General features: G+C 35.4%; 18 protein-coding genes. 6 read left to right on the forward strand and 12 right to left on the reverse strand.

The genetic code is table 11. The features are described 5' to 3' along the window. The first annotated feature begins 207 nt into the window (after nt 1-207). Entirely contained in the window at nt 208-2,331 is a 2,124-nt protein-coding gene (locus AC07XN_RS01080; protein WP_494741736.1) for an outer membrane protein assembly factor BamB family protein, read from the forward strand. 500 nt (nt 2,332-2,831) lie between these two features. Beyond that, nucleotides 2,832-3,791, forward strand: a complete 960-nt coding sequence (locus AC07XN_RS01085; protein WP_494741737.1) for a sugar phosphate isomerase/epimerase family protein — start codon at nt 2,832-2,834, stop codon at nt 3,789-3,791. Nucleotides 3,792-4,085: 294 nt separating this feature from the next. Here the strand turns inward: AC07XN_RS01085 and AC07XN_RS01090 are convergent, their stop codons facing one another. The 5 genes from AC07XN_RS01090 to AC07XN_RS01110 form a co-directional block, all read right to left on the reverse strand. Continuing rightward, nucleotides 4,086-5,687 carry a glycoside hydrolase gene (locus AC07XN_RS01090; RefSeq protein WP_494741738.1) on the reverse strand — a complete coding sequence of 534 codons (1,602 nt, stop codon included), beginning with the start codon at nt 5,685-5,687 and terminating at the stop codon, nt 4,086-4,088. A gap of 91 nt (nt 5,688-5,778) precedes the next feature. Then, nucleotides 5,779-7,461 carry a RagB/SusD family nutrient uptake outer membrane protein gene (locus tag AC07XN_RS01095; RefSeq protein ID WP_494741739.1) on the reverse strand — a complete coding sequence of 561 codons (1,683 nt, stop codon included), beginning with the start codon at nt 7,459-7,461 and terminating at the stop codon, nt 5,779-5,781. Between the two features lie 18 nt (nt 7,462-7,479). Then, a complete protein-coding gene (locus AC07XN_RS01100; RefSeq protein WP_494741740.1) occupies nt 7,480-10,896 on the reverse strand; it encodes a TonB-dependent receptor in 3,417 nt (1,138 codons plus the stop codon). Nucleotides 10,897-11,093: 197 nt separating this feature from the next. Further along, nucleotides 11,094-12,176, reverse strand: coding sequence for a FecR family protein (locus AC07XN_RS01105; protein WP_494741741.1), 1,083 nt, complete (start codon nt 12,174-12,176; stop codon nt 11,094-11,096). 151 nt (nt 12,177-12,327) lie between these two features. Beyond that, a complete protein-coding gene (locus tag AC07XN_RS01110; RefSeq protein WP_309918389.1) occupies nt 12,328-12,963 on the reverse strand; it encodes an RNA polymerase sigma factor in 636 nt (211 codons plus the stop codon). Nucleotides 12,964-13,534: 571 nt separating this feature from the next. Between AC07XN_RS01110 and AC07XN_RS01115 the strand changes: the two genes are divergently transcribed. Beyond that, a complete protein-coding gene (locus AC07XN_RS01115; RefSeq protein ID WP_494741751.1) occupies nt 13,535-13,684 on the forward strand; it encodes an AraC family ligand binding domain-containing protein in 150 nt (49 codons plus the stop codon). Nucleotides 13,685-13,713: 29 nt separating this feature from the next. Next, complete coding sequence (locus AC07XN_RS01120; RefSeq protein ID WP_494741742.1) at nt 13,714-13,815, forward strand: helix-turn-helix transcriptional regulator; 102 nt, start codon at nt 13,714-13,716, stop codon at nt 13,813-13,815. Between the two features lie 122 nt (nt 13,816-13,937). Here AC07XN_RS01120 and AC07XN_RS01125 read toward each other — a convergent pair whose 3' ends face one another. The 4 genes from AC07XN_RS01125 to AC07XN_RS01140 all read right to left on the reverse strand — a co-directional run bounded on the left by AC07XN_RS01125 (nt 13,938) and on the right by AC07XN_RS01140 (nt 19,234). Further along, nucleotides 13,938-15,311: a family 43 glycosylhydrolase gene (locus AC07XN_RS01125; RefSeq protein WP_494741743.1), complete on the reverse strand. Its 1,374-nt coding sequence runs from the start codon at nt 15,309-15,311 to the stop codon at nt 13,938-13,940. A gap of 88 nt (nt 15,312-15,399) precedes the next feature. Continuing rightward, on the reverse strand, nt 15,400-16,614 hold the full coding sequence (locus tag AC07XN_RS01130) for a glycoside hydrolase family 88 protein (RefSeq protein ID WP_494741744.1): 1,215 nt from the start codon (nt 16,612-16,614) through the stop codon (nt 15,400-15,402). Between the two features lie 54 nt (nt 16,615-16,668). Next, a complete protein-coding gene (locus tag AC07XN_RS01135) occupies nt 16,669-17,994 on the reverse strand; it encodes a BNR repeat-containing protein (RefSeq protein ID WP_494741745.1) in 1,326 nt (441 codons plus the stop codon). 25 nt (nt 17,995-18,019) lie between these two features. After that, entirely contained in the window at nt 18,020-19,234 is a 1,215-nt protein-coding gene (locus AC07XN_RS01140) for a DUF2264 domain-containing protein (RefSeq protein WP_494741746.1), read from the reverse strand. Nucleotides 19,235-19,611: 377 nt separating this feature from the next. Here AC07XN_RS01140 and AC07XN_RS01145 point away from each other — a divergent pair, with 377 nt between their 5' ends. Beyond that, nucleotides 19,612-21,489 (forward strand): DUF4139 domain-containing protein, encoded by a 1,878-nt coding sequence (locus AC07XN_RS01145; protein ID WP_494741747.1) that lies wholly within the window; start codon nt 19,612-19,614, stop codon nt 21,487-21,489. Nucleotides 21,490-21,575: 86 nt separating this feature from the next. Here AC07XN_RS01145 and AC07XN_RS01150 read toward each other — a convergent pair whose 3' ends face one another. Continuing rightward, nucleotides 21,576-21,977, reverse strand: a complete 402-nt coding sequence (locus tag AC07XN_RS01150) for a hypothetical protein (RefSeq protein ID WP_494741748.1) — start codon at nt 21,975-21,977, stop codon at nt 21,576-21,578. A 379-nt stretch (nt 21,978-22,356) separates the two neighbouring features. Beyond that, nucleotides 22,357-22,935: a Crp/Fnr family transcriptional regulator gene (locus AC07XN_RS01155; RefSeq protein ID WP_494741749.1), complete on the reverse strand. Its 579-nt coding sequence runs from the start codon at nt 22,933-22,935 to the stop codon at nt 22,357-22,359. Between the two features lie 100 nt (nt 22,936-23,035). Between AC07XN_RS01155 and AC07XN_RS01160 the strand changes: the two genes are divergently transcribed. After that, nucleotides 23,036-23,623 (forward strand): HD domain-containing protein, encoded by a 588-nt coding sequence (locus tag AC07XN_RS01160; protein WP_309918418.1) that lies wholly within the window; start codon nt 23,036-23,038, stop codon nt 23,621-23,623. A gap of 57 nt (nt 23,624-23,680) precedes the next feature. Here the strand turns inward: AC07XN_RS01160 and AC07XN_RS01165 are convergent, their stop codons facing one another. Continuing rightward, nucleotides 23,681-26,377, reverse strand: coding sequence for a family 78 glycoside hydrolase catalytic domain (locus tag AC07XN_RS01165; RefSeq protein ID WP_494741750.1), 2,697 nt, complete (start codon nt 26,375-26,377; stop codon nt 23,681-23,683). Nucleotides 26,378-26,529 lie beyond the last annotated feature (152 nt).

The raw sequence follows: 26,529 nt of genomic DNA on the forward strand, positions 1-26,529 counted from the left end.
GAATTCCCCATTCTCTCTAGGCAGGAACTTAAGTCTCTGCCTAGAGAGAATGGGGAAAGACTATCAGTATAAGCACCTATAGCAAAAGTATGAATAAAGTTATAAAATATGTAAATTTGAAAAGTCTTAAATTACATGATAAATATGTTTTTGAGGGACTAAAAAATACAGCATACCATTACTGAGTACAACTAAATTGACAATTTTATGCAAAAAATCTATCTAGTATTAGCATTTTTGGCGACAGCCTTATTAACAGCAGCCTATTTGCCAAAAAAGGATAATCCCAATAATGAAAATACTGGATGGAGCGAATACCTAGGAGGACCAGAACGTAATCACTATTCTAGTCTCACGCAAATCAATAAATCAAATGTCAATCAATTAAAAGTAGCTTGGGAATATCATACCCTTGATTCTGGACAAGTACAATGTAACCCGATTATAGTAAATGGTGTGATGTATGCCGTCACAGCTACCAACAAACTCTTCGCATTAGATGCTGCTACAGGCAAAGAATTATGGAAATTCACTAATACAGCAAACGTCTCTCTCAATACCAATCGTGGCGTTACCTATTGGGAAAGTAAAGATAAAAATGATGCTGACGTACCTAGAATTGTCTTTGCTCTTGGCTCTTACTTATATGCCGTTGATGCTAAAACGGGACAACAAATAGAAAGTTTTGGTGATAAAGGCAAAGTAAGTTTAAAAGAAGGCTTGGGGAATACAGCCATTAATAAATTTGTTATTTCAAATACCCCTGGTACTTTATTTGAAGATAACATCATCATGCCACTGCGTCTTTCGGAAGGAGCAGATGCCGCTTTAGGCAATGTGCAAGCTTTTAATGTACGCACAGGTAAACTCTCTTGGGTTTTTCATACTATCCCAGAACCCAACGAATTTGGATATAATACTTGGCCCAAAAATGCTTATAAAAATACTGAAGTCGGTGGAGCTAACAACTGGGCAGGAATGGCCGTTGACCGCCAAAGAGGAATTGTTTTTGTGCCTACTGGTTCTGCCGCATTTGATTTTTATGGTGGCAATCGCAAAGGTCAAAACTTATTTGCCAATTGCTTGATTGCCCTCGATGCCCACACAGGCAAAAGATTATGGCATTTTCAATTTGTTCACCATGATATTTGGGACAAAGACTTGCCTGCTCCTCCAAATTTGGTAACCATCACAAAGAATGGAAAGAAAATTGATGCCGTTGCTCAAGTAACTAAAACAGGACACGTATTTGTATTTGATAGAGTAACGGGTAAGCCTTTGTTCCCTATCAAAGAAACACCTTTTCCTAAATCAACCATCCCTGAAGAAAGCACGTGGCCAACCCAGCCTATTCCTACTTTGCCTGCTGCTTTTTCAAGACAAACAATTACTGAAGCAGATGTCAACCCGTATTCAGACGATAAAGTAGCTTTATTAAAAACCATCAAATCATCCCAAAAAGGTTTATTCCAACCTCTTAACAAAAAAGAGACTTTGTTGTATCCTGGTGCCGATGGGGGTGCTGAATGGGGCGGTGCTGCCGTTGACCCTGACGGTATTATGTATGTAAATGCCAACGAAATGGCATGGATATTTAGCCTAAAATCAACCCCAAAAGCAGATGAACTTGCACACCTGAGTCCGGGACAAAGACTTTATACCAATACTTGTTTAGTATGTCATGGCAAAGAACTCAAAGGGAACCCTAAGAGTGGTTATCCATCATTAGTTGATATTTCGCAAAGAAGAGACCGTGAATATGTTACTAAAATCATTGCTTCAGGAAAAGGAATGATGCCAGGTTTTGGGCATTTATCAGCTATTGATAGACAAGCCTTGGTAGCGTTCTTGTTTGGTGATGAAAAAGTAGAAGCAAGTGTTTCAAACGTAAAAGCTAAGACGCCTTACATTCCTTATCAATTCAATGGTTACAACAAATTCATTGACTCTAAGGGCTATCCCGGTATTCGTCCACCTTGGGGGACACTTACGGCCATTGATTTAAATACAGGAAAACAACTTTGGCAGAAGCCATTTGGAGAATATCCAGAACTAAAAGCCAAAGGTATTCCTACCACTGGCTCTGAAAATTATGGTGGCCCAGTTGTTACAGCAAGTGGTCTATTATTCATCGCCGCTACTAAAGATGGGATGTTCAGGATTTTCGATAAAAAAACAGGTGATATTCTTTGGGAAACGAAGCTACCAGCCGCTGGTTTTGCTACGCCAAGTACCTATTGGTTGAATGGCAAACAATATATCGTCATAGCATGTGGCGGTACTAAGCTAGGTACTAAAAAAGGAGATAGCTATATCGCCTTTTCGTTGTAAAATATAACAGTCGGCTACCGCAATAGTGGTCAACGATCTATCGCCTGTATAAGGCTATTTTGATAAAATCTCTTATTTTATTTAGATGAATCATCTTTGTCTCTAGTCCTTTAGCAGACTTAAATAACATCCATTATTAATAAAGCCCCTAGTTTATATATCTTGGTGGCAATATGCCCAACCCCAATAGCACAATGATAAGCTGCTTCATGACTATTCCAGTCCTTTACAAATTTTCTGACATTCACTGGTAATTTATAGTAACTATTAGTATTCCAATTTCAAGAATTTCCTTTGCCATTTAAATGGCATTAATGATTTAATATTGACTTGCTTTATATTTATAATTATTTCAATAAAAATATTTAATATTTTGGTAAGAATGTATTTTTTTGTACTATTGTATCATAATGATAAAATAATATTACTTGAGTGTTTATCCAATTTAGAAAATCAATCAAAAACACAATACATATATCTTAAATCAACCTGAAAATTACATGAATCAAAGAAGAGACTTTCTCAAAAAGATGGGATTGGCAAGTGCAGGCTTACTGATGGCACAGTCAGAAATGCTAATGGCACGGTCGTTTGCTAAGCCTAAACAAATAGGCTTGCAATTATATACCCTTCGTGATGAATTATCAAAAGATGTAAAAGGAACCATCAGTAAAGTTTCAAAAATTGGCTTTAACCATGTTGAGACTTTTTTTGGCTACACTGGTGATACTAGCAAAGATTTATTTTGGAATTTAAAAGCAGGTGAATTAAAGCAATTATTATCAGACAACAATCTGGTAACACACAGTGGCCATTATCAGTTAAACGACTACCTTACCCCAAACAATGGTAAAGATGATGCTCTCAAGTTTCAAATTGAACAAGCCGCCACTTTAGGACAGAAATATTTAGTTGTGCCAGTACCTCCATTTGGTTTAATCGACAAAATGACGTTGGATGACTATAAATTTATGGCAGCACAATTAAACAAAGCGGGTGAATTATGCCATAAATCTGGTATACAATTGGGTTATCATAATCACTTTTGGGAGTTTAAGGTTTTACAAGATAATAAATCGGGATATCAAGTATTACTAGAAGAAACAGAACCTGATTTATTAAGTTTTGAATTGGATTTGTTCTGGACAGTGAAAGCAGGACAAGATCCTGTAGCATTATTCAAAAAATATCCAAAACGTTTTGTGATGTGGCACGTGAAAGATATTGATAAACAATTCGCCAAAGCAGTCTATCCAGATGCCAACAAAAAAGGTATTTTTGATACTTTACGCGAAGTGAAATTTACAGAAGTGGGTACTGGAGCCGTTAATTTCAAAGAAATTTTTGCTCATAACAAAGACCTTCAATACATTTTTGTAGAGCAAGACCAGATTTATAAAGAAGATAAATTTGAAAGTGTTAAAATGAGCTACGATTATATTAAAAAGAATCTTATCTAAGAATAGGGTTATTATTCTCAAAATCATTTATCCCCTAGCGAGTGACTTAAATCACTCGCTAGGGGATAAATATTATGGCTTATTCTAAAAATGTGATACACAAAAAACTTTCTTATGAACCAAGAAACAAATTATGTAAAGCGAACTCAGAGAGACTACAGTATATCACTTAAGCTACAAATTATTCAAAAGATTTAGCAAGGACAGCTATCTACTCATGGTGCTTGCTACAAATAAAGTAGGCTAGCTCCGCAAAACCACAAATTGTTTCGTTTTTATACTACATTATTTTTATTAATCAAATTTACTAACCAAAGTAGTGATGGCACGAGCTGGAATGGTAATAACTTGGTTGATTTTGGTAGCCACTTGTGGTTTTAAATCAGCATCTTTAGATGTAATATAAGCTTTAACAGTGCTAACTTTTACGTTCTTTACTGAAAGCGTTACATCAACAGGATTAATATCAGCATTGATGATTACGGTGATAAGCTGCTTATTGGCAAGGTCTTTATAAGAAGAAACTAACAATAGGTTTTGTGTATCATCATTTTCAATATCAGCCGCAATACGTTCTGCATTTGGTCGTATAAATCTACTAAAATTGCCAAAACTCCATAACATTTTGCTAGCACTAAAACTGCCTCCTGATTTGGCTTTATCAATATAAACTAGTCCATCTTTATAATCATAAGGAGATATAGCTATCCACCAGTGCCAAGCTGTAGCATTACCACTCACTAAATCATTATGGATTGTTCTTGCTATATATAAAGCAGGGTCTATGCCAAGGTCTTTTTTATTTCCATTCATTTCGCCAGCGTTATCACCAAGAATACAATATTCCGACATCCAATATTTTAGTGAGGGTATCTCCGCAACCTTATCCGACAATAGTTTTCTTTTATCACGAGCTTGTATAAAAGGAGAGCTTGTAAAATAGCTATGTCCTGAAATTGCCTTTTCTACATTAGGTAGGTTCCCTACATAGTTTGGAGAAGTTTGATTAAAAAAATCGACAACTTGATTTCCTTTAGCAACATTGTTATTGGCTGAATATAAAAATTCTAGTTGCCCAGCTTCTGCTATATTAATCTTTGTAGAAAGGTTTTCTTTTAATAAACTTGCACTAAGCGAACGCGTTATTCCTGCTATTTCATCATTTTTGAAAGGTGTTCCTTCTTGTCCTCCGTCACTCCACTCCCACTGCGGTTCATTCACTGGGCTTATGTAATTAAACGTAATACCTGTTTTGTCTTTTACGCCTTTAATAACGGTAGTCAAGAAACTAGAAAAAGCATCAAAATTATCTGGACTAAGGTTTGATTTTCCAGCGGTAGCAAAGGCCTTTTTATTAACAGTATACTGTATAGGTGGGGAATTTGTAAAAGCTAAAAATTGGTCAACCTTACGCTGTTTGGCAGCATTCAAAAACCATATTTGACCAGCTTGTCTATCCCATTGATACGTACCATCGTCATTTAAAAAAGATTCTGCCCTTCTCCATTCGTCATTAATACCACTGTTATCCCCTTTTGCTGCACTTCCTGCACCAATGTTGAATCGCCAAAGGGACAAACCAATACCTTTGGGTTGGCCATTACTACTAGTATCTTGGCTAAACAATAAATCTGCTATACCGTTTCTGCTTGCATCTGGCCAATTACCCACAAATTGACATGACCAAGCATCAGAAGCTCCGAAATGTTCTATTTTCTGGTACGTTTTAGTGGCATCAATATTAATATTCCTTTTCTTATTTTCAGCAATTGGTTTTACATTATCTGGTACAACCTGTGCTTTTGAACAGCTTAATATGGAAACTAGCAATGGACAAATAATCATCCTTCTCATATTAAATAGCGTTTGGAGGGTTATATTTGATTTTAAGCTCATTTGTTTAGCGTTATGATTCGTTTAGTTCTTCAAAACAAAAATACCTTCTATTCAATTGTTTTCTTTCTTGAATAGAAGGTATTTTACTGAATTAGTACCCGCTGGTTTGACTCAATTTACCATTTGAAGCTTGAATTTCAGCTCTTGGTATTGGAAGGAAGTAATTTTTTTCCTCAAAATGACGTCCTGTTAATGCCTCTTTTTTATTATAGGTAACAGTATTACCATTCTTAGTTACCTCTATTCCATAAGCAGGAACGTTCTCTGTAACATTAGCCACTTTCCAACGACGTACATCATAAAAGCGATGTTCTTCGAAAGCCAATTCTACCTGACGTTCACGGCGAATAATTTCACGCATCTGAACCTGTGTTAAACCTGTCGGCAATGCTGGCATATTTACACTTGGTCTGCGTCTGATGCTATTAATTGCATCATAAACTGTTTGGTCAGGACCAGACGCTTCATTTTGAGCTTCAGCATAGTTTAAAAGAATTTCTGCATATCTAAAATAAATCCAAGGCTGTGTGCCTGCAATATCCCAAGGGTTATCTATAGGCAAATTATCATTCATGTATTTTTTTAGATAATATCCAGTTTTTGACGTATTCCAGTTAGATGGCCCATCTTTACTATCTTTTCCACCAGGGATAAAAGACTGAACTGTATTGGTTCTATAGGGGGCATCATTATAGAGAACTGTCATATAAAAACGTGGGTCACGGTGCAAATAAGGTGCTTGTGCATTATAGCCAGAAGTTGGGTCTGTAATAGGCTTGCCATTATCCATTTCGTAAGCATCTACCATGTTCTGAAGTGGTACATTGCCTCCCCATCCTCCAAAGCTATTAGGAGCATTTGAGATTTCTAAACATACATGGCGAGCACCCTGAGTATATAGACGTTCATAGATAATTTCAGGATTATTTTCTGCTGTTAAAAATAGTTTATCGTATCCATTCGTAAAAAGACTATACTTCCCCATGTCTATCACATCTTTGGCAGCTTTTGCGGCTACCTGCCAAGTTCCACTATTATACAACGGACTAGCAGCATACAATAACAAACGTGATTTAAGCGCTAGTGCTGCCCCTTTTGTTGCACGCCCTAGTTGCCAAGTATTACCATTACTTACTGGTAAAAGGTTACTAGATTCGTCTAATTCGGCTACGGCATAGTCTATACAATCTTTAATTGATGATTTTGTATAAATATCTGCATTAGCTAAATCTTCTCCTAATTCAAGTACTTTATCTTTCATCAATACGACACCTCCATAATTACGAATTAAGTCCTGATAACGAAAAGCTCGAATAAATTTCAATTCTCCTTTCAAGCGATTTCTTTGCGAAACGCTCATCGGAACTTTATCTATATTACCCAATGCATAATTAATCTCACGAATACTACGATAACTTCTACCCCAAATTGTACCCGCAATCCCTGTATTCTCGGGTGCTAATTGCCCTCTTTGGATAAGCCAAGTATTGTCATCATTATTATAAATAGATTCATCTGTTACTGATGACCACATGGCATATTCAAAACCTCGGCCAAATCCTGGAGGTGTACCTTCTGCTTCTTTGTCTGTCAGACGCACACCCAAATAGCGATTGATAACGTAAGATTCAAATAAAGAAGAATCTGAAAGAATTGAAGCGTCAGACACTCTATCTGTAGGAACTATATTTAGAAAATCGGTTTTACAAGCATTAACAGAAAGCAAGATTCCTGTAATAATGAATGATATAACAATTATATTTTTAGATTTCATGTTCATTAATTTTAAATATTAAAACTTAACATTTACACCGAGATTGATAATTCTCTGCTGCGGATAAAACTGCCCACTATTACTATTTCCTTCTGGATCATAGTCTTTCACACCTGTAATCGTAAGAAGGTTAAACGCATTTGCATACACACGAACCTGCTTAATTTTTAACTTGCTTAACAACGACTTTGGAAGAGTATAGCCTATTTCAACATTTTTCAAACGAATAAAAGATGCATCATTTAGCCAGAAAGTACTGTTGTATAAACCACCATTAATTGATGATGATGCTCTAGTATCTACTCTTGGATAAGTACCATTTGGGTTACTTGGACTCCAACGATTATCTGCCCAACTGCTATAAAAATTACCAACTTGACCTGACTCTGGTAAAACATATTGACTTACATTGGTTTGTCCAGAAAGTACAAATGACATATCGAAATTTTTATAGCCAGAATTAAATACTACCCCATAAGTAATTTGAGGAACGTTGCCATATTCTGTTCTAACTTGGTCATCAGCAGTAATTTTACCATCTTTATTATAATCTTCCATGATTAAATCGCCCAGTTGCGTACCCGAAACATGAGGATACTTATCTAAATCTGCTTGTGTTCTGAAAATACCAATCGCATTATATAACTGATAAGTATAAAGTGGGCGACCTGTCTGACGTTGGTATGATAAAGCTCCTGCGGCTTCGTCAATAAAAATTACCTTACTTTTTGCATAAGTGAAATTGGCAGAAATATTATATCTGAACTCGCCAATATGGCTATAGCCAATACTTGTTTCAAAACCACTATTGTTTATTTTACCAATGTTTTCATCTGGCACCAACGTTCCTGACCCGTATGGGTTTACAATACCTGAAACATTTGGAATAGATGCATTACGAGTAGCAAGAATATTAGAACGTTGTTGTTGGAAATAGATAAATTCTAAAGAAATATTCTTAAACAATACTGTGTTTAAACCTAAGTCCATTTTTTTAGCAGTCTCCCAAGTAATATCTGGGTTGGCTAGTTTTGTTAAATCAATACCTGAATGAATAGTATTCGATCCAATAACATAAGTATTATTGAATGAATAATTATTATAATACTGGAACTGACCAACATTATCATTACCTAAAGAACCATAAGAAGCTCTTAGTTTTAAATCATCAATAGCTTTAACTTTAAACCATTGCTCTTCCGAGATTCTCCAGCCTGCTGAAATAGAAGGGAAAAAACCATACTGCTTTCCTTCTGGGAAAATAGACGAACCATCTACACGCATTTGTACTTCTGCCAAATACTTCTCGCTGAAATTATAGGCAATTCTACTGATATAACTTTTTCTAGTAAATTTATAGCTACTCCCATAGTTGTTTTTATCTGTTGCAGCCGCACCACCTTGCGATAATTCTGGAGTAGCCACTGTAGGATAGTTGATTCTAGAAGCACCGAATGTTTCTTGTGTATTTTTGCTTTGTTCGTAAGCTACAAAAGTACTAAGATTGTGTTTCCCTGTATGTAAATTATAATTCAACTTGATGTTTTCGACCATTGAAGCAGTATTTACTTGTGATTCTGTCAAGCTTGCTAATCCTGCAGAACCTCCAGTAATTACTCTATTATAAGTATTACTGGTTTTATCGTAAGAATACAACGGATAAGGTGTGCTGAATGATTTAGAAAAATTATAAGACCTATCAGCTGAATAGAATCCGTCGATAGACAAACCCTTTACAAAAGGAAGTATATAACTAGCTCTTAGAATACCATTGAAAACCGTGGTTGGATTTCTATTAATCCCTCCAACATCCGTACCCAAAACAACAGGATTACTGTTTTCAACTCCTGTAGACGGTAATCCATTTGGATAAACAGATACTACTGTTGGGTATGCTCTGTAAATAGAACGGAAAATATTACCAGCACCTTGGGTAGGATATTGGCGGTCTTCTTGACGACCCGCTAATGATAAACTTACTTTGAAGTTATCAGTAATATTAGCCTCTACATTAGATCTAAAGTTATATTGACTATAGTTTGTTACACCATTTTTGTACAAACCATCTTGATAGATTGTTCCAAGCGATAAGTAATACTTGGTATTTTCAGTACCTCCATTGATACTTAAACTATGCTGGTTCTGAAGCACCATACTCTTTAATGCTTCTTTTTGCCAGTTAGTATTTGGATAATTAATTGGGTCTGAACCATTACTAAATTTTGTAATTTCGTCAGCACTATAATGTTGGTTCATGCCCCCTGCTGGATTATTATAATAATCAATCTCGTTCAGAATAGTAGCATAAGTAGGAGCATCAGCCAATTTAGGTAGTCTTGTTGGGGAACTAAAGCCTTGGTTGAAACTATAAGAAATGGTTGGTTTTCCTGTTCCTCCTTTTTTTGTAGTTACTAAAATTACACCATTGGCAGCTCTACTACCATAAACAGCTGCTGAGGCATCTTTCAAAATTGAAATACTTTCAACATCGTTTGGATCAAGACGCTCTAATCCGCCTATTTGTCCAGGCACTCCATCAACCACAATCAATACATCATTATTTCCTGTAGAAGCAAAACCTCTTATCGTATAACTTGACCCATCATAACCAGGTTCTCCGCCCCTATTATTAGCAACAAATCCTGAAAAACGTCCCGCTAATGAGTTGGATAAATTGGGTTGTGGACTTTTTACAATTTCAGAACCTTTTACCTCTGATACCGAACCTGTTAAAGTCACTTTTTTCTGTGTTCCATATCCTACAACTACCACCTCGTCTAGTGATTTTACATCTACTTTAAGACTAACGTCTATCACTATACGATTACCGATTGAAACCTCCTTTTTTTCATAACCAACAAAGCTGAAAAGTAGTACATCTGAACCTTCGGGTACTGATATACTATAATTCCCATCCGCATCAGTATTTGTTCCTCTCTGTGTTCCTTTCACAAAAACACTAACTCCTGGCATCGCATCACCTTTCTCTGAATCGGTCACTTTTCCTTTAATTATTTTGTCAACAGGTAAAGGAAACTCAATGTATTCTCCGTTTGGGGACTGACTTGATGAGATGTTATCACTAAGGATAATTTGGCCTTCTATAACTTTATACTTAAGATTTAATGGACTTAAAAGCCCTACTAACACTTCAGAAAGGCGTTGTTGCTTAGTAACATAACTAACTTTACGATTTACCTGAATAGCCTTTGAGCTATAAATAAATTTTACTTTCGTCTGGTCTTCTATTTGTTCCAAAATATCTATTAGCTTTTGATTAGAAGCATTTAGCGTAATAGATTTATTAAGAAACTCCTGAGCCTTCGTATCAATTCCATACGAAAAACTTGTAAAAACTAATGATAAGGCAAGTTGAATAACCGATATTTTCATAGCAAGCAGTAGGAAACCACTGGTTTGTCGAATTTTTTGCATATTTTTGGTTGATTTGTTAATTGTTCTTGTAAGCATGACAAATTCAGCCTATCACTTTCTAAAAGTGTAGGTAAGCTCCATACGGGGAGCATTCGGGCTGGCAATGGTGCGAACATTGTCAGCCTTACTTTTTTTAAAATGATTTTTTATTTTTTCATCCTATATATGTTTAATTCCTATTAATGTTTTGGTTAATATTAGTCTCCACAACCTCTTCCGCTTATTAAAATTACCGTTCCTTTCGTCTCATAACTGCCATTGATTGTAGCACAAATTATTTCAAGTTTGGCATGTAAAGATTGTGTAGTAAAATCTGCAGTAAGCGGACAATCGTAAAGTTTTTCATTATCTACGTCTATTCGAATACCATACACATTAGAAAGTTTAGCTAGCACTTCTGATAATGGTGTATCTCTAAACTCAAACACATTATCTTGCTCACCTTGTGGTTGTGGATTATCAATCAACCCTGTCACAAAATGATGTTGTCCATCATAAAACGTAACTTTATGATTAGGTGACAAAACCACTCCACTATTTGGTTTAGTGTCTTTTTCAAAAACGGATACTTTACCTGTTATTACTTCCACATCTATGTTATTACCCACAGAGGGTGCTTTTACATAAAAGCTAGTCCCTAGTACTTTCGTTACAATTGTTCCTGCGTGTACCAAAAAAGGTTTATTGGGGTTTTTAGCAATGTTGAAGAAAGCATCACCCATCAAATAAACTTCGCGATTATTCCCTTTAAATACTGATGGATAACTCAGCCTACTATTTTTATAAAGTGTAATTTTACTACCATCACTCAAGTTCACATAAATGGGTTTTTCATTATTGTTTACTTGTTCGATTAATGGCATGTTAGACGATGCTGTAAGTTCTTCATAAATAGGTGTTTTACCTAAATCATTTTGATGATAAAAAACCCACGATATTCCTATGGCAACAGCAAGCACGGCGGCGATTTTTATCCATCTACTAAAAGAATATACAGTGTTGTTTGTTACCTCATTTTCTTGGCCTTTAATCTGATGGATTTCTTCCATAATATTCTGCACATGGCTTTCAACCTTTGAAGAAGAAATCTCTTTAAAAGGCTTTACTTTGATGGACTTGATAATGTCCTTAGCCTCCATGGCAGTACTAGCCTTGGAAGGGTTTGAGGCAATCCATTGTTCCCAAAATATTTTATTTTCTGCATTAGGAGATTTAACCCATTGCACGAAATTTTCATCCAACAAAAAATCTTCTATTTCAAAATTCTGATAGTCTTTCATTATATTATTATTAAAGCTTAGAGCCTATGCTTTAATAATAATATGCAAAGAGCTATCAGTATCTACTGTAATAATTATAATTTTTTTATAAAAATTTATAATTATGCTAAAAAACAGAAAGATTATTGAATATTACTAAATGAGAGGAATGTTACTTGATTGAATACCAAGTGGATAGCAGAACCAGAAGATTTATATATTCTCCCGTCCATTCATTACGAAGTTTCCGTAGCGCTTCGTATAGTAAATTATAAACTGATTGACGGTTTACCCCTAATACTTCGGAGATTTGTTCATTATTTAGGTTTTGATAAAACTTTAAATAAACTACCTCTTTTTGTCGTTTGGGTAATTTGTTCAAGAGCATCTCTATTTTTTCTACTTGTTCTGTAGTACTTTCTTGTTCTATTAACTGTGCTTCTATTGAAAAATCAACGATAAAATTATAATCGTCTGATGCTTCTTCTTGTTGCGAAAACCATTTTTTGTATTCTCTGAAAATTCGCCTTCTCAATGATTTCAATAAATAATACTTCACATAATCTGTATCACCAAGTGTAGATCGACGAAGCCAAATTTCTAAGAAAACATCTTGGATACAGTCTTTTACATAATCTTCCTCTGGTACTAAACGAACGCCATAATTGAAGAGTATTTTATAAAAATAGATCATTAATTCTTCATAAGCACTTTCGTCTCCCGCCTTTATTTTTAGCCAAAGGTTAGTTGCCTTGGCATCTAAAGAGCCTTCAATTAAGGGTTTTATGTTTTCTTCATCCACTTTCATTTCTAACAAAGATAAGAAAATTGTCTTGAATAGATTGGTTAGAACCTTCTACACCTAGTATCAATCATAAAAGAGTTATCGTAAAAAACTACTCTAACTTTTATGATTTTTCTTCATGGTTTCTAGAGAATTGTAAATAAAAACTCCTATTTAGGACAAGCTTACTTATCAACTTATCTATATTGCAAATGTTTATTAAGGCGTAAAACTAATCAAAAAAAGATAATATATAATTATTTATCAAATAAATAGTATTTATTCTTGCCTTCTGATACACACTTTTTTTGACTTCCGCTTGTCTGTTTTTAATATGAAGCTCTTGCGTAAATATTTTACTTCCCCTACTAATACGTCTACTGAAAATCGAGGCAGTAACGTATTGAACCTTGGGCATAATTAATATACATCAAAGTAACAAGCCCTATCCAGATGGTCAGCATCCCGACGATTATTATTTTGAATGGGAAAAAGGTAGAAGTGTAAAGGAATACTAAATCATCTATATACCCAAAGGCAAAGGCTTTTTTGAAAGTAGGGGTTTACCCCTCAGAAGATTGATGCTGGCACTATAATTCTATTATATCCTAATGTTTGGCATCGTTTCCAACATGAAGAAAATACAGGGTGGGAAGAATACTGGGGAGGTTTTTCGGGTGCCTATGCCAAATATTTGCTGGAACAAGCAGGTTTTAATGCACAAAAACCTTTAAAGAAGTATTAGGTACATCTTCCAATCAATATCATTTACTATTGAAACTCAGAAAAGCCCAACAACTTATTCAAGATTCACATCTTACACTTGAGAAAATAGCTTATCAATATGGCTTTGAAGCTGTATTTTATTTTTCATGAATCTTTAAGAAGAAAATGAATTACAATCCTTCCGAAATTGGTAATAGAAACTCAAAGACTGAATAATCACTTTTAAATCAACATAGGCTAATAAGATGGTAGCCTATGTTGATTCTTGTAATTTAGAATACTCTAAATTCCCACAATCCTGCCGTGCCTTTCAAGAAGGTTAATCTTAGGTATTGTGCTTTTACGCTGCGTTCGTCGATGTGTGGCGACTGTATTTTAATATCGGCGTGACCTCCATAAGGTTTCCAACTTTTATTATCAATCGAATACTCTAATACATAGGCATGCCCAGCAGTTGGCTTTACAAAATAAGATTCTACCTTTTTGATGGCTATTTTCTTTCCTAAATTTACTGTAAAAGTTGCTGTACTATCGTTAGCATTCGCCATCCATCTAGTACCATTTGCTCCGTCAAGAGCATTTTGTGGCAAATAGGTTTCTGTTCTATTAATACTTTTATCTTTTACGTAAGGTACTTTATAATCTGCTAACGTAGAAGATGCCTCAGCATGTTGAATTTCAATTCCTTTCTTAACTAGACTTGGAAACGGGTCAACGCCTTTATTCGTTAACTGGATAGGCTTAATTGTACCATCTTCATTAAATTCCATTTTATCAATCCACACTTGTCTGTTCGTACTCGACCGTCCAAATTCTAAATAGGTAAAATAATAATCATCTTTGATATGAAATACATTACCATGACCTGGCCCATAGATTTGTTCTTTCACATCTGTTTTAGCGATAATGTCTTCTTCTGGATAAATGAATGGCCCGAAGGGTGATACTTTACTATATTGATAAGCATACACATAGTTTTCGTGTCCGCTTAGAGTATAGAGATAATAGTAAATGCCTTTTCGTTTGAAGAAAATCGGTCCTTCAGAATATCCCCCTCTTTTGGTAGGCAATTTAACAATCGATGCTGTATCTAAGCTGACCATATCAGGGTTCAATCGCCCTGCTCCACGTTGTGCCCAAAAAAGATATGACTTTTGGTCATCATCTATGAATACTTCTGCATCAATACCTTTAGTGCCTTTGGGAGCATCCATCTTTAACAATGGTGCCGCATTGGCTTTAGAAAAATCTCCCTTTGCTAAACTAAAAGGTCCTGCTGGCGAGTCTGCCACTGCTACATAAATATCATGATTTACAGTAGGATAATAATAATATTTGTCTTTTACTTTGACAGGATAGCTGGGTGCCCAGAACAATTGCTTTTCGGCAGCAGGAAAATAAAACCCCTTGAAAGACCAAGTCTTTAAATCTTTAGACGACCAAAGTACGGGTGGGCCAGCAGTAGAAAGACCTTTGTTGTAACCATCGGTAGTGGCATAACAATAAAATGTATCTCCAAACTGAACAATACTTGGGTCGGCTAACAGGTCTGGAATAACAGGGTTATTATTGACAGATTTTTGCGCTTGCGTTAATTGTAAACACAATAAGAAGATGCTTGATAGTAAGAAGATTCTTTGGGTCATATTTTTAGTGGTTTAGCGCTTAAAGCCTAGTAGATGTATCCAATAATTATACATTTACTAGGCTTTTATTTGTTATTATATTTATGCTTTATTTCTTCAATTCCTTATAACGCTTCATCGCTTCTAAATAATAATAATCAGCATAGGTCAATGGTACGTCAACTTCAGTACCTTGAGGAATATGCCCTACACAGTGCTCAATCAAAAATCCACCATTCGTTTCAATAGGTGCTTTATAAGGCACATTTGATAATGAATAAATCATTGTTTCAGCATCTTTGATATACGTTTTCTTTAAATTTTTATCCACATACCCGCTTAGTTCTAATAATGCCGAAGCCATTACAGAGGCCGCCGAAGCATCACGTAGGGCAGTTGGAATATTAGGAGCGTTAAAATCCCAGTAAGGAATTTTGTCTGAAGGTAAATTAGGATGCGTCAAAATAAAGTTCGCAATCTTGTTAGCTTGTTCTAAATAAATCGGATTTTTCGTTTCACGATACATCACCGTATAACCGTAAAGTCCCCAAGCCTGACCTCTTGCCCAAGCAGATTCATCTGCATAGCCTTGGGCTGTTTTTTTCTGTTGTACTGCTCCTGTCTCCGAATTATAGTTAATTACGTGATATGAACTATAGTCAGCACGGAAATGATTTTTCATCGTCGTGTTAGCATGAGTCACCGCAATTTTATAGTAACTAGAATCTCCAGTTACTTTCGTTGCCCAGAAAAGTAATTCAAGGTTCATCATGTTATCAATAATTACCAGAAAGTCTCCTTTTTTTGAATCCCATGATTTAATACAACCCACCGTCGGATTAAAACGTGTTGACAAAGATTTCGCACTTTGAATCAAAATATCTTTGTATTCAGGTTTAGGAGCAATATCTTTTGCATTGCCAAAACTACAATACATCATAAAACCCAAATCGTGTGTGGTTTTATTAAATTTCTCTTTTTCTAATACCCCTAAAATCCTATTGTTTTCTTTTAACAAAACCTCGTCCTTTGTTTGTTGATAGATATACAATAATGACCCCGGATAAAAACCACTGCACCACCACTCAGAACCACTGAATTCATATTTACCTGTTTTAGGGAAATAGGTTTTAGGAAATTTATCTGGAGGAAGATTTTTCATCAATACTTTATATTGCTTACCCGCATCTTCAAAGTTTTGCTTAATTGTTTTTAGCAAAATTGCTCTACTAGGATGTGCCTTGGTTGTTTGTGCTGTCGATAACGACACGCTAATCAAACATATCATTACTGTATTGATAGCAATGCTAAAAAAATGTTTCATAGTTTTGTGATTGTAATATATGGTTTATTAATCCTTGTTTCGTCCTTAAAGCCTTTATTTACTACTTTTTTTTAATGCCTTCCATTCTAATACCTGTACTTTTTGGGGAGGATTATTTACTTTTCCTTCGCCATCAGCTTGGTCTACTTTCTCTACAAAAAGGTGTAAATCTCCTTTAGTTTGCCAAAGTTCGGTATCATAAGTAGGTTCCCACGAACCTACAGAGGCTTCGCTAATATCTTTCAATATCCATTTTCCTGTTGCAAGATTAGTACATAATGCCGTAGATACTTTGTCGTCTCTTTCAGCATCTCTGAAAATGAGCATTGCGGATAATGTATTTTGTTTAGATGACCAAGCTAAAATCTGAGGTCTGGCAATAGGGATACGCTTCGTACCCACTCCGCTTAAACTAAAAGGCGTTTTTCTAAAACCTAGATTGCTTACTTGCCATTGTTTGTTCGCTAAATAAATAACATGGTATTGTGGCACGCTCTCATTAGCTTCTCGCCAGTAAGTAGCAATGTATGGATTCCCTTCGGCATCGGCTACCATCGACGTCTGATTGATTAATTCACTTTTTTGAGGAATCTTACAAGCATATTCAGCATTGCTGGCAGTGATTGGTAATTGATAAGGTACTCCTTGTGAAGTCTCCCAAGTTTTGCCTCCGTCTTTTGAACGAGCATAAGCCATATCATGATTACTGGCAACATCAGCACTTTCACGCCATACCCACGAAAGGTGTATTGTTCCTTGTTCGTCTAAACACGCTTGCCAATAAGCATTCCTTCTTCCTTCGCCATCAATCAGGTTTTCTTGGATTGTATTCCATTTTTTAGTTTTCAAATCATACTGATTCATCACTAAGTTCCCTTTTCCAGAAGCACCATTTCGATAAAGAAACATGAGGTTTCCATTGGGCAATCGATAGAATTCAGGATACGTAACATTTTGTTCTGTACGCCCAGTCATGCTTTGTTTCTCTCCCATTGCCAACGAAAATGGTTTTTGACTAACCGCATATCGAAGGGCATTGTTGTGATGGTCCCAAGATAAGTGCAAATAGCCATCGCCATCTACCATCATTGAAATACAATTATGAGCATCACTAGCATTCCCTTTAAAGGTTGTCTTTTGTAATTCCCAGCTCTTTTGTCCTAACTTACGCTTGCCAAGTACCACAAAAGCATCTGCATCGTAATAGGCTATAAACTGATAATTCTTAAAAGAAACTAAGGAGTTTTTACGGAAAACTACGGCATTGACCGAATTCTTCGCCCAACCCTCTCCTACTTCAACAGTTTGAATATTGTCTTGTGCTTCTGTAAAGAAAACGATGCTACAAAAAGCTAAGGTTATGAGTACTTTATAATTCATGAACAAGGATTTATAGTATTCAAATTTATTCAACGGCATGGTCGCCTAATACGGACTCGCCCGACCAAACCTTTTGAGAGGTCCATTTGGTTGCTGGGCTACTCCAGAACACGTCTGTTTCTGGTAAGCCTAACGGCAATAATATGTTAGCACAGATGTATAAACTTCCTGTGGTAATATAGACATCCGCTAAATCAGGCTGTGAACCGTATAGTCCGATAGCTAACCAACCGTCTTTGGTAAATGTGCTTGGGCTTTCAGTGGTTTTTTTGATAACAGCCGTTAAAGCACTACGCACTTGTGCAGGGTTTAATTCTTTAGGTAACCCTTTACGCCATGCAATATCTGCTAAATGATGAAAGGCTGCTCCCCGATATACAATAGAACGCCCCGTAACTGGGAAAGAACCATCGTTGTTGATTAATCTCTCTTGGATAACAGCATAGCGTTCATTTCTGGTTTTGAGCTTCTCGGCAGTCCAGTTAAAAAGGTTTGTTTTAGTACTTAATTCTTTAATCATATTCGCCAAATAGGGATGAATTACGTAGCTATTGTAATAGTCCCAATGATAAGGTGGCCCATCAGAATAAACACCATCACCAACATACCATTGTTCCAGTTGGCGAAAACAATATTCTACCCGTAAATTATCCCAAGGATAGCCATATTTACAGAAAAAAGTTTCTATCATGCCTGAAAACAATATCCAATTAGAAAAGCCAGGTTTAACATTTCTGGTAGCTAAAAACGCTTTTATAACATTCTCTTTTGCTTGAGCATCAAGGTTTTCCCATAACCAAGGACTTCTCACTAAAGCTAGGGCTAAGAAAGATGCATCTACAAGTGGTTGTCCGCCTTTTTCAAAAGCCATATAATCTTTTGCTTTCGGGTTTACAGCATTGGCAATAGCTTTTAATGCGAAATTTCTATATTGATTTCTAAGGGCTACTTCTTTAGCCGAACCTCCTTCTAAATTTAACCACGGAGAAATACCGCTCATTAGTCGAGCAAAAGCTTCTAAATAGGCTACTTCTTTACGAGTATTAGGATTGTCGATAAATTTAGACATCGTCTGAGGCATCACAATGCGAAGGCTATCCTTTGCCAGACTACTTAAGATGGGTTTTGCTAGTTGGTCAAGATGTTGTAACCAAAAAGCACGGTCGTTATTGGTGGTTTGCTGTGCGTATAAACCTACAGGTAAAACGAGTGCACAGACAAGAAATAATTTTTTAAACATAATGAGCCTAGTAAAAATTAAAAGTTTTATCCTACTCGCAAAAGCGAAGATATATACAATTTCTACTCCTTTTATACTGAACTCCCATGCGATTCAAAGGATGAATAACATTTGCTTACTTTCACCCTACTATTAGACTATTTTAGCCCCTTTTTGTTTGATGACTTTAGGATTTATGGACGCTAGGAATCTGTGGGATTATTAGTGTTGAAAGCATCTGAAAAGGAATAAATGAATAGTTAACGCTAATCAACTAAGTTTTTAGTAGTGTTAAATACTAAACTTATCATAAATTTGTTTATAGAAATGCAATTACTTGAAGTATTGTCTACAAATCTTTTTTAAGCTCATTAATTATTAAACCCGTTAACTATCACATGAAAAGAAACATCTCACTTTGCCTTTTAAGCATCATCGTGTTTGGGCAAATGGCTTTTGCTCAAAACAAAAAACAAACAGTTAGTTCTAAAATCGAGAAAGTCACCGTCTTCACCAGTGGAGCACAAGTCAGCAGAAAAGCTAAAACGAATCTAGTAGCAGGCAAATCAGAATTAGTTTTTTCTGGTATTTCTCCGAATATCGACGTACAAAGTATTCAAGTAAAAGGCTTTGGTAACTTTACTATTTTGTCTGTCATTCATCAACGCAATTACCTAAATGAACAAAAAAGAAGAGAAGAAATCACTGTATTGGAAAACCAAAAAGAAAGTCTGAAAACAAAATTACGTGTCGAAAGAAGTATGTTCTCTGTTTTCAAAAATGAAGAAACTATGCTTACTAAAAACCAGTCTATAGGTGGAAGCAATACAGGAGTTAAAACAGCCGACTTAAAAGAAGCCGTTGATTTTCAAAGAAATAGATTATCGGAAGTATTGATGAAACAGATAGAATATGAAAGAAATATTCAGAAAATAGATAGTAGTATCCGTATGTTAGACTATCAATTGAAAGCCTTGAATCAGACCAATGATTATGCCACTAGCGAGGTATTGGTAACTGTTTCAGCCAAAGAACAAGGAGCTGCCTCTTTTGATTTGAGCTATTTTGTAAAAAATGCAGGTTGGTATGCCACTTACGATTTAAGGGTAAAAGATATTAGCAGCCCTATTGATTTATCTTTAAAAGCTAATGTATATCAGAGTTCAGGGGAAGACTGGAAAGATGTAAAAATGACAATCTCTAACGGTGACCCAACTGAAAGTGGAGTCGCTCCAAGTTTAAAACCTTGGTACTTATATTTTGGTCAGGCAAGAAATGAATTATCTGAAACACTGGAATCGAAGGTGCAAGGCCTTTCAAATGGCAATGAGGTAAGAGGAACTGTAACCGAAAGAGGAACAGGCTTGGGCTTGCCAGGAGTCCAGATTATGGTAAAAGGCACTAGTATTGGAACAGCCTCTGATGCTAATGGCAATTATAGCTTGAAACTTCCCAAGGATGCTCAAACTTTAGTGGTTTCATCCATAGGTTATAAGAAACAAGAGGCATTTATCAATGGTAATATGGTAAATATATCGTTGGAACAAGATAGTCAATCACTTAATGAAGTCGTTGTTGTTGGGTATGGTGCTCAGCGTAAGATGTCTCTAACAGGTAGCATAACTTCAGTTGCTGCCGCCCCTTTAGAAACGACACAAAAGTATCAGCCTACTACGCTAGTTTTTGATATAGAAGTGCCTTATACCATTTTGAATGATGGTAAGGTATATTCGGTAGATATTAAAACCCAGTCTGTCCCTGCTTTGTATGAATATTTTGCTGTTCCTAAGTTAGAAAAAGATGCATTCTTGACTGCTAAACTGATTGACTGGCAAGAACTTAATTTATTAGAAGGCGAAGTGAATCTTTATCTTGAAGGAGCTTACCTAGGTAAGTCTATTTTAGATGTCCATCATGCGAAGGATACGCTCAATATTTCATTAGGGAAAGATAAAGGAATTATTATTGAACGTAAAAAGCTAAAACAGTTTAGCAACCAACAGTTTTTGAGCAACAATAAAACAGAAAACCGAGCCTACGAAATTAGTATAAGAAATAACAAGCAACAAAGCATTAACATCGTTATTCTAGATCAGTTCCCGATTTCTACCACCAAAGACATTTCGGTAGAAGAACAAGAATACAAAGATGCAACGATGGACAAGGAAAGTAAAATTCTTACTTGGAAATATGAGCTTCCTGCCAAACAAGAGAAAAAACACGTCATAAGATATGGCGTTAAGTATCCTAAAAATCAGGTGTTAGTGTTGGAGTAAAAAGAATTTTAATTGAAAGCAAAAAGGGTTGTTCTGATGCGAACAACCCTTTTATTTTCAATAGGTCTATGGTTAATCAAATCTTTTTAGTTCAAAGAAATAAAACGGTCTGGTGTATTTGCCAGTGGTTTTACCGTTCCTACTTGTACATTTTTAACTATTTTAGACTCTCCATCACTGATTTCGAACGTGTATTTACCATCTTCTAATTCTGTAAGGTCAAACTTACCACGATAAGCCGTATCATTTTTTCTAATATATTCAGAATGTAGGACATCTCCCGATTCACTCTTTAAAATCACTGATAATCTTTTGCCTGCTAGCTTCTCTACCATTACATTCATTTTCATGGTATTAACCGTTTGATAAACACCAACTGCGAAAGTTTTTTGGGCGTTTAAGTTTCCATTATTATCTGTCGTTGCATTACTGATAAATGATACTGCTGACAATAAAGCGATTGCGAATGTTTTTACTAAAGTTTTCATTTTTTTGTTGTTTAGATTTTAAAGTATTTATTTTGAAAGGTTGAGGTTAAATGTTTGTATTTACATTTTTTCAATCATGCTAATACTATTAACAGAAGTATGCCAAAAAATATAAACAATTGACTATCAATCTTTTAATATTTATTGATTATTTTAAAAGTGTACGCTTATAGTACAGTTAGTGTTCGATTTGAGGACGACTGTTTACTTTTTATAATAAGTTTATCGTTTCTAAATGGGTTGTATCAAACAAAAAGGAGCTAGATTCAATATCTAGCTCCTTTTTGTTCTAAAAAATTATATTACAATTAATCTATTATTCTTGGTAAGATACCCTTTCTTATTTCTAGCATCTTAAATCTAATATCTTGTGTCTGCCTCAACTAATCAATCCTTTCGCTTTCAAATCATTCAGTGTTCTGTTAAGGCTTCTCACAGTGATGCCTAAATAATTAGCGATTTCTTGTTTAGGTAGCAGTTTATTAAAGTCAGGAAAATTAGCTTTTAATCTTAACAATTTAGACTCAACAGGATGTGATTGATTATAAGAATGCCTGATGGCTTTATAATTTATTTTATTGGCTAAAGCTTTTAATATCAATCGATTAAATACGTTATTTTTCAACAACAATTCATTAAAATACGCTAAGGGTATTTTGTACAAAACCAATGGAGAGGAAGCTTCAATCGTACAAAAACTAATATCTTCTCTGATGGCTTCTATTTCTCCAAATATTTCTCCTTCTGCAAAAAACTCTTGGATAAAATCATTTCCCGTATCTTCTGTTAAATAACATTTAGCCATTCCGCTTTTAATTACATATACAGAAAATACATTTTGCCCACTCTTTATAATTTGTTCGGTTGGTTCAAAAGTTTGTTCAATAATATTTCCTTCTGTACCCAATTGGTATAGGTGGCTAACGTAATTCAACAATTCTTTATTAATTCTAATCATTTTTAGGGATTTGAGACAATTGTCCTTTTAACTAAACAAATGCTATTTTTTCTTTGTAGCCTATAAAGTTAAAATTAGAAAATATAAAACGAACATCAATATGCAATTAAACCAATTATTAAAACAAATTGAATTCATCAAAGAGATTGATAAGCTAAAATATATTCAACGTAAAACCAAATTATTCAATAGTGATAGAAATGAAAACGACGCCGAACATAGTTGGCATTTGGCAATGATGGTATTGATTTTAGCAGAACATTCTAATGCTCCTATTGATATTTTAAAGGTATTGAAAATGGTATTGATTCATGATATTGTTGAGATTGATGCAGGAGATACTTTTTTGTATGATACTACCAAAAATCATGTAAATACTGAAGAGGAGCTGATTGCCGCACATCGCATTTTTGGCATCTTGCCTGAGAACCAAGCACAAGAGCTTATCAGTATATGGTTAGAGTTTGAAGAAGGTAAGAGTAATGAAGCAAAATTCGCCAAAACAATGGACAGACTGGAACCTATTTTACAAAATATGTCAAATAATGGAGGTACTTGGGCAGAGTTTAATGTTAGCTATGACACTGTCATTGAAAAAACAAAAGGTATGGTAAAAGGCTCAACCACTATTTGGGAATATACCGAAAACCAACTTCATGAGGCTGTAGATAAAGGTATTCTGAAATAATACTTAAAGGGAGTATTTGTTTTCATTAATAAAGACTCCCTTTAAGTATATTTGTTATTATTCAATATCCATCACAAAAGCATACTTTCCTGAGCCTACGTCAAGCGTTCCGCTTGGAGTGGCTTTGATACTCGTACCACTTTCAGTGATAGAAGTAAGCTTCTTGGTAGGAAAAGTAAGCGTGGCAGTCGAGTTGGCTGGGATTTCTACATCCCATAAAAGTTTACCATTTTCAATTTTCCAAGCTGATGATACCAAACCGTGGTTGGTCTTTAAACTTCCTTTTGCATAGGTTAATTCTCCGCCCAGTTGTGGTTTTATGGTAATACCCTTATAACCAGCTCCCTCAAATTCTTTGGTATCAATGCCAGCAATATTTCTGTACATCCAATCGCCAACGGCTCCGTAAGCATAATGGTTGAAAGATGTCATTCCTGGGTCTTGAAAAGTACTATCAGATTTCATACTATCCCAACGTTCCCAAATGGTTGTAGCACCATGTGTTTTAATCGGGTATAACCATGAAGGGTAAGTATCTTGTAAAAGTAATTTATAGGCTACATCATTTCTGCCAAAACGACTCAACACAGGATTCAAGAATGGTGTACCTAAGAAACCCGTTGTTAAGTGATAGTCATAAGACTTAATATTGCTAACTAATCTTTCTACTGCTTGTGGGCGAAGTGCTTCTGGCAACATATCAAATTGTAATGCTAAGATATAAGCCGTTTGTGTTTCAGAAATCAATCTTCCAGATGTCGTCATGTATTCATTCTGAAATTGTTTTTTAACTTTAGCCAACAAACTTTCATAGTCTTTAACATCATCGTTTTTACCTAAAACCTTAGCAGTATTAATCATCAGTTGTACACTGTAGGCATAAAAACATTGGGCTACCAAATAATTATCAGTAATGGCCGATTTCATACCAATCATTCCTTTAGAATCATCTACACGGTACGACAGCCAGTCTGCAAACTGGAAACCTGTATTCCATAAATCATTTTTAGCTTCTTTACGTATATACTCCACACTTTTTTTCATGGTTGCATATTGGTCTTCCAATACTTGTTTATCACCAAAGGCTACGAAAACATTGTATGGAATAATAATGCCCGCATCGCCCCAGCCTGCCGCTTGCATAGGTTGTCCAAAACCAGTAGCTTTCAGTACGTCAGGAATAACATGTGGTACTGCACCATTAGGATATTGGTCTGCGGTTACATCTTTCAACCATTTAGCAAAAAACTGATTGGCATTAAAGTTATAAGAAGCTGTTCTTGAAAATACCTCTGCATCACCTGTCCATCCCAAACGTTCATCACGTTGCGGACAGTCTGTCGGCACATCCAAGAAATTTCCTTTTTGTCCCCATTGTATGTTTTTCTGTAATTGGTTTACCAAAGCATTTGACGTTTCAAAGCTTCCTGTTTGTTCCATGTCCGAATAAAGAGCATAAGCGGTAAAATCTTCTGGATTAATTTTTCCTTCAATGCCTTCTACCCTAACATACCTAAAGCCAAAGAAAGTAAAATGTGGCTCGAAGAAATCTTTGCCGTTACCGCTCAGAATATATGTAGCCTGTGCTTTTGCCGAACGCAGATTGGTAAAATATGGATTCCCAAATTTATCCATCATCTCAAAATGAGAAAGTGTGATTTTATCGCCTGCTTTACCTTGTGCCGTAAGTGTTACCCAACCAACAAGGTTTTGTCCAAAATCTAAAATAGTCTCTCCATTCGTCGCCTTAAATACTTTTACGGGCTTGAAACTCTCATGTTTTTTGATAGGCTCATTTACAGAAGCATTGATATAATCTATCGGGAAATTCTTTTCAATAGCATTTTTCCAATTATTATCATTAAAACCTACACTTGCCCAGTTGGCTATTCTTTTACGAGCATCTATGGTTTCACCATTATAAATTTCAGCATAAGTAATATCGCTTTCAGCTACCTTCCATGAATTATCTGAAATAACAGTTTCTTTTGAACCATCCGAGTAAGTCAATTCTAATTGGAAAAGCAATGCTGTTTCTTTTCCATAAATATTTTGTTGATGTACCCACGCCAAACGTGTTCTATACCAACCACTACCAAGCGTTGCCCCAATAGCATTTTTACCAACATTTAGCAAATTGGTTACATCATAAGCTTGATATTGAAGGTGTTTATTGTAGCTCGTCCAACCAGGGGCTAAATAAGCATCGCCCATTCTTTTACCATTGAATTGAATTTCGTACAATCCTCTAGCGGTTACAAAAGCGGTAGCATTCGTGATTTTCTTTTTTGTTTCAAAGCTTTTTCTAAACATCGGCACTACACCATTTACAGTATCGTTTGCAAAGCCCGAGTTTATCCATTTGGCTTTCCAATCTGTTTTGTTTAAAGCCGTTTGAAAACTAGCAGTTGCCCATTCTGACGTTTGCCCTTGATTATCCCAAGCACGTACCTGCCAAGTAAACCGTGTATTTGAAGGTAATTGAGACCCTCCGTAGCTATTAAAAATGGAAGACGAAGAAGCTACTTTTCCACTCGACCAAATAGTTTCTTTGCCCTTCTTTACCTGAATTTCATAAGCCGTTTGTAACACATTTTTTTTGTCGGTGCTAAGTACCCAACTAAATCGGGGTTTTTCTGCATCAATACCGATAGGATTTACTCGATTTTCTGTTTTCAATTGCTGAAGTTTTAATTGAGCCATTGAAAGATTTGCCATTAAAAAAAAGGCAAAAAACAATAGTTTTCTTTTCATGTTTCTTAATTGGATATTAGATAAAAATGATGGTAACAGCATGATAATTTTGAATAGTTTGGAATTTTTAACACCAAAATCAATAAAACATGCTACTTATTCATAAAATAAGTATAAATATATCTTGGAATAAAACAAAGACTCTCATGTAC

This window comes from Arcicella sp. GW458-12-2-14-TSB2, assembly GCF_059423785.1.

Coding starts and splice junctions, on each gene's coding strand:
- AC07XN_RS01095 (WP_494741739.1), bottom strand. CDS start 7,461: ATGAAATCTAAAAATATAATTGTTATATCATTCATTATTACAGGAATC.
- AC07XN_RS01125 (WP_494741743.1), bottom strand. CDS start 15,311: ATGACCCAAAGAATCTTCTTACTATCAAGCATCTTCTTATTGTGTTTA.
- AC07XN_RS01080 (WP_494741736.1), top strand. CDS start 208: ATGCAAAAAATCTATCTAGTATTAGCATTTTTGGCGACAGCCTTATTA.
- AC07XN_RS01130 (WP_494741744.1), bottom strand. CDS start 16,614: ATGAAACATTTTTTTAGCATTGCTATCAATACAGTAATGATATGTTTG.
- AC07XN_RS01105 (WP_494741741.1), bottom strand. CDS start 12,176: ATGAAAGACTATCAGAATTTTGAAATAGAAGATTTTTTGTTGGATGAA.
- AC07XN_RS01165 (WP_494741750.1), bottom strand. CDS start 26,377: ATGAAAAGAAAACTATTGTTTTTTGCCTTTTTTTTAATGGCAAATCTT.
- AC07XN_RS01110 (WP_309918389.1), bottom strand. CDS start 12,963: ATGAAAGTGGATGAAGAAAACATAAAACCCTTAATTGAAGGCTCTTTA.
- AC07XN_RS01145 (WP_494741747.1), top strand. CDS start 19,612: ATGAAAAGAAACATCTCACTTTGCCTTTTAAGCATCATCGTGTTTGGG.
- AC07XN_RS01155 (WP_494741749.1), bottom strand. CDS start 22,935: ATGATTAGAATTAATAAAGAATTGTTGAATTACGTTAGCCACCTATAC.
- AC07XN_RS01160 (WP_309918418.1), top strand. CDS start 23,036: ATGCAATTAAACCAATTATTAAAACAAATTGAATTCATCAAAGAGATT.
- AC07XN_RS01140 (WP_494741746.1), bottom strand. CDS start 19,234: ATGTTTAAAAAATTATTTCTTGTCTGTGCACTCGTTTTACCTGTAGGT.
- AC07XN_RS01090 (WP_494741738.1), bottom strand. CDS start 5,687: ATGAGCTTAAAATCAAATATAACCCTCCAAACGCTATTTAATATGAGA.
- AC07XN_RS01085 (WP_494741737.1), top strand. CDS start 2,832: ATGAATCAAAGAAGAGACTTTCTCAAAAAGATGGGATTGGCAAGTGCA.
- AC07XN_RS01100 (WP_494741740.1), bottom strand. CDS start 10,896: ATGCAAAAAATTCGACAAACCAGTGGTTTCCTACTGCTTGCTATGAAA.
- AC07XN_RS01135 (WP_494741745.1), bottom strand. CDS start 17,994: ATGAATTATAAAGTACTCATAACCTTAGCTTTTTGTAGCATCGTTTTC.
- AC07XN_RS01150 (WP_494741748.1), bottom strand. CDS start 21,977: ATGAAAACTTTAGTAAAAACATTCGCAATCGCTTTATTGTCAGCAGTA.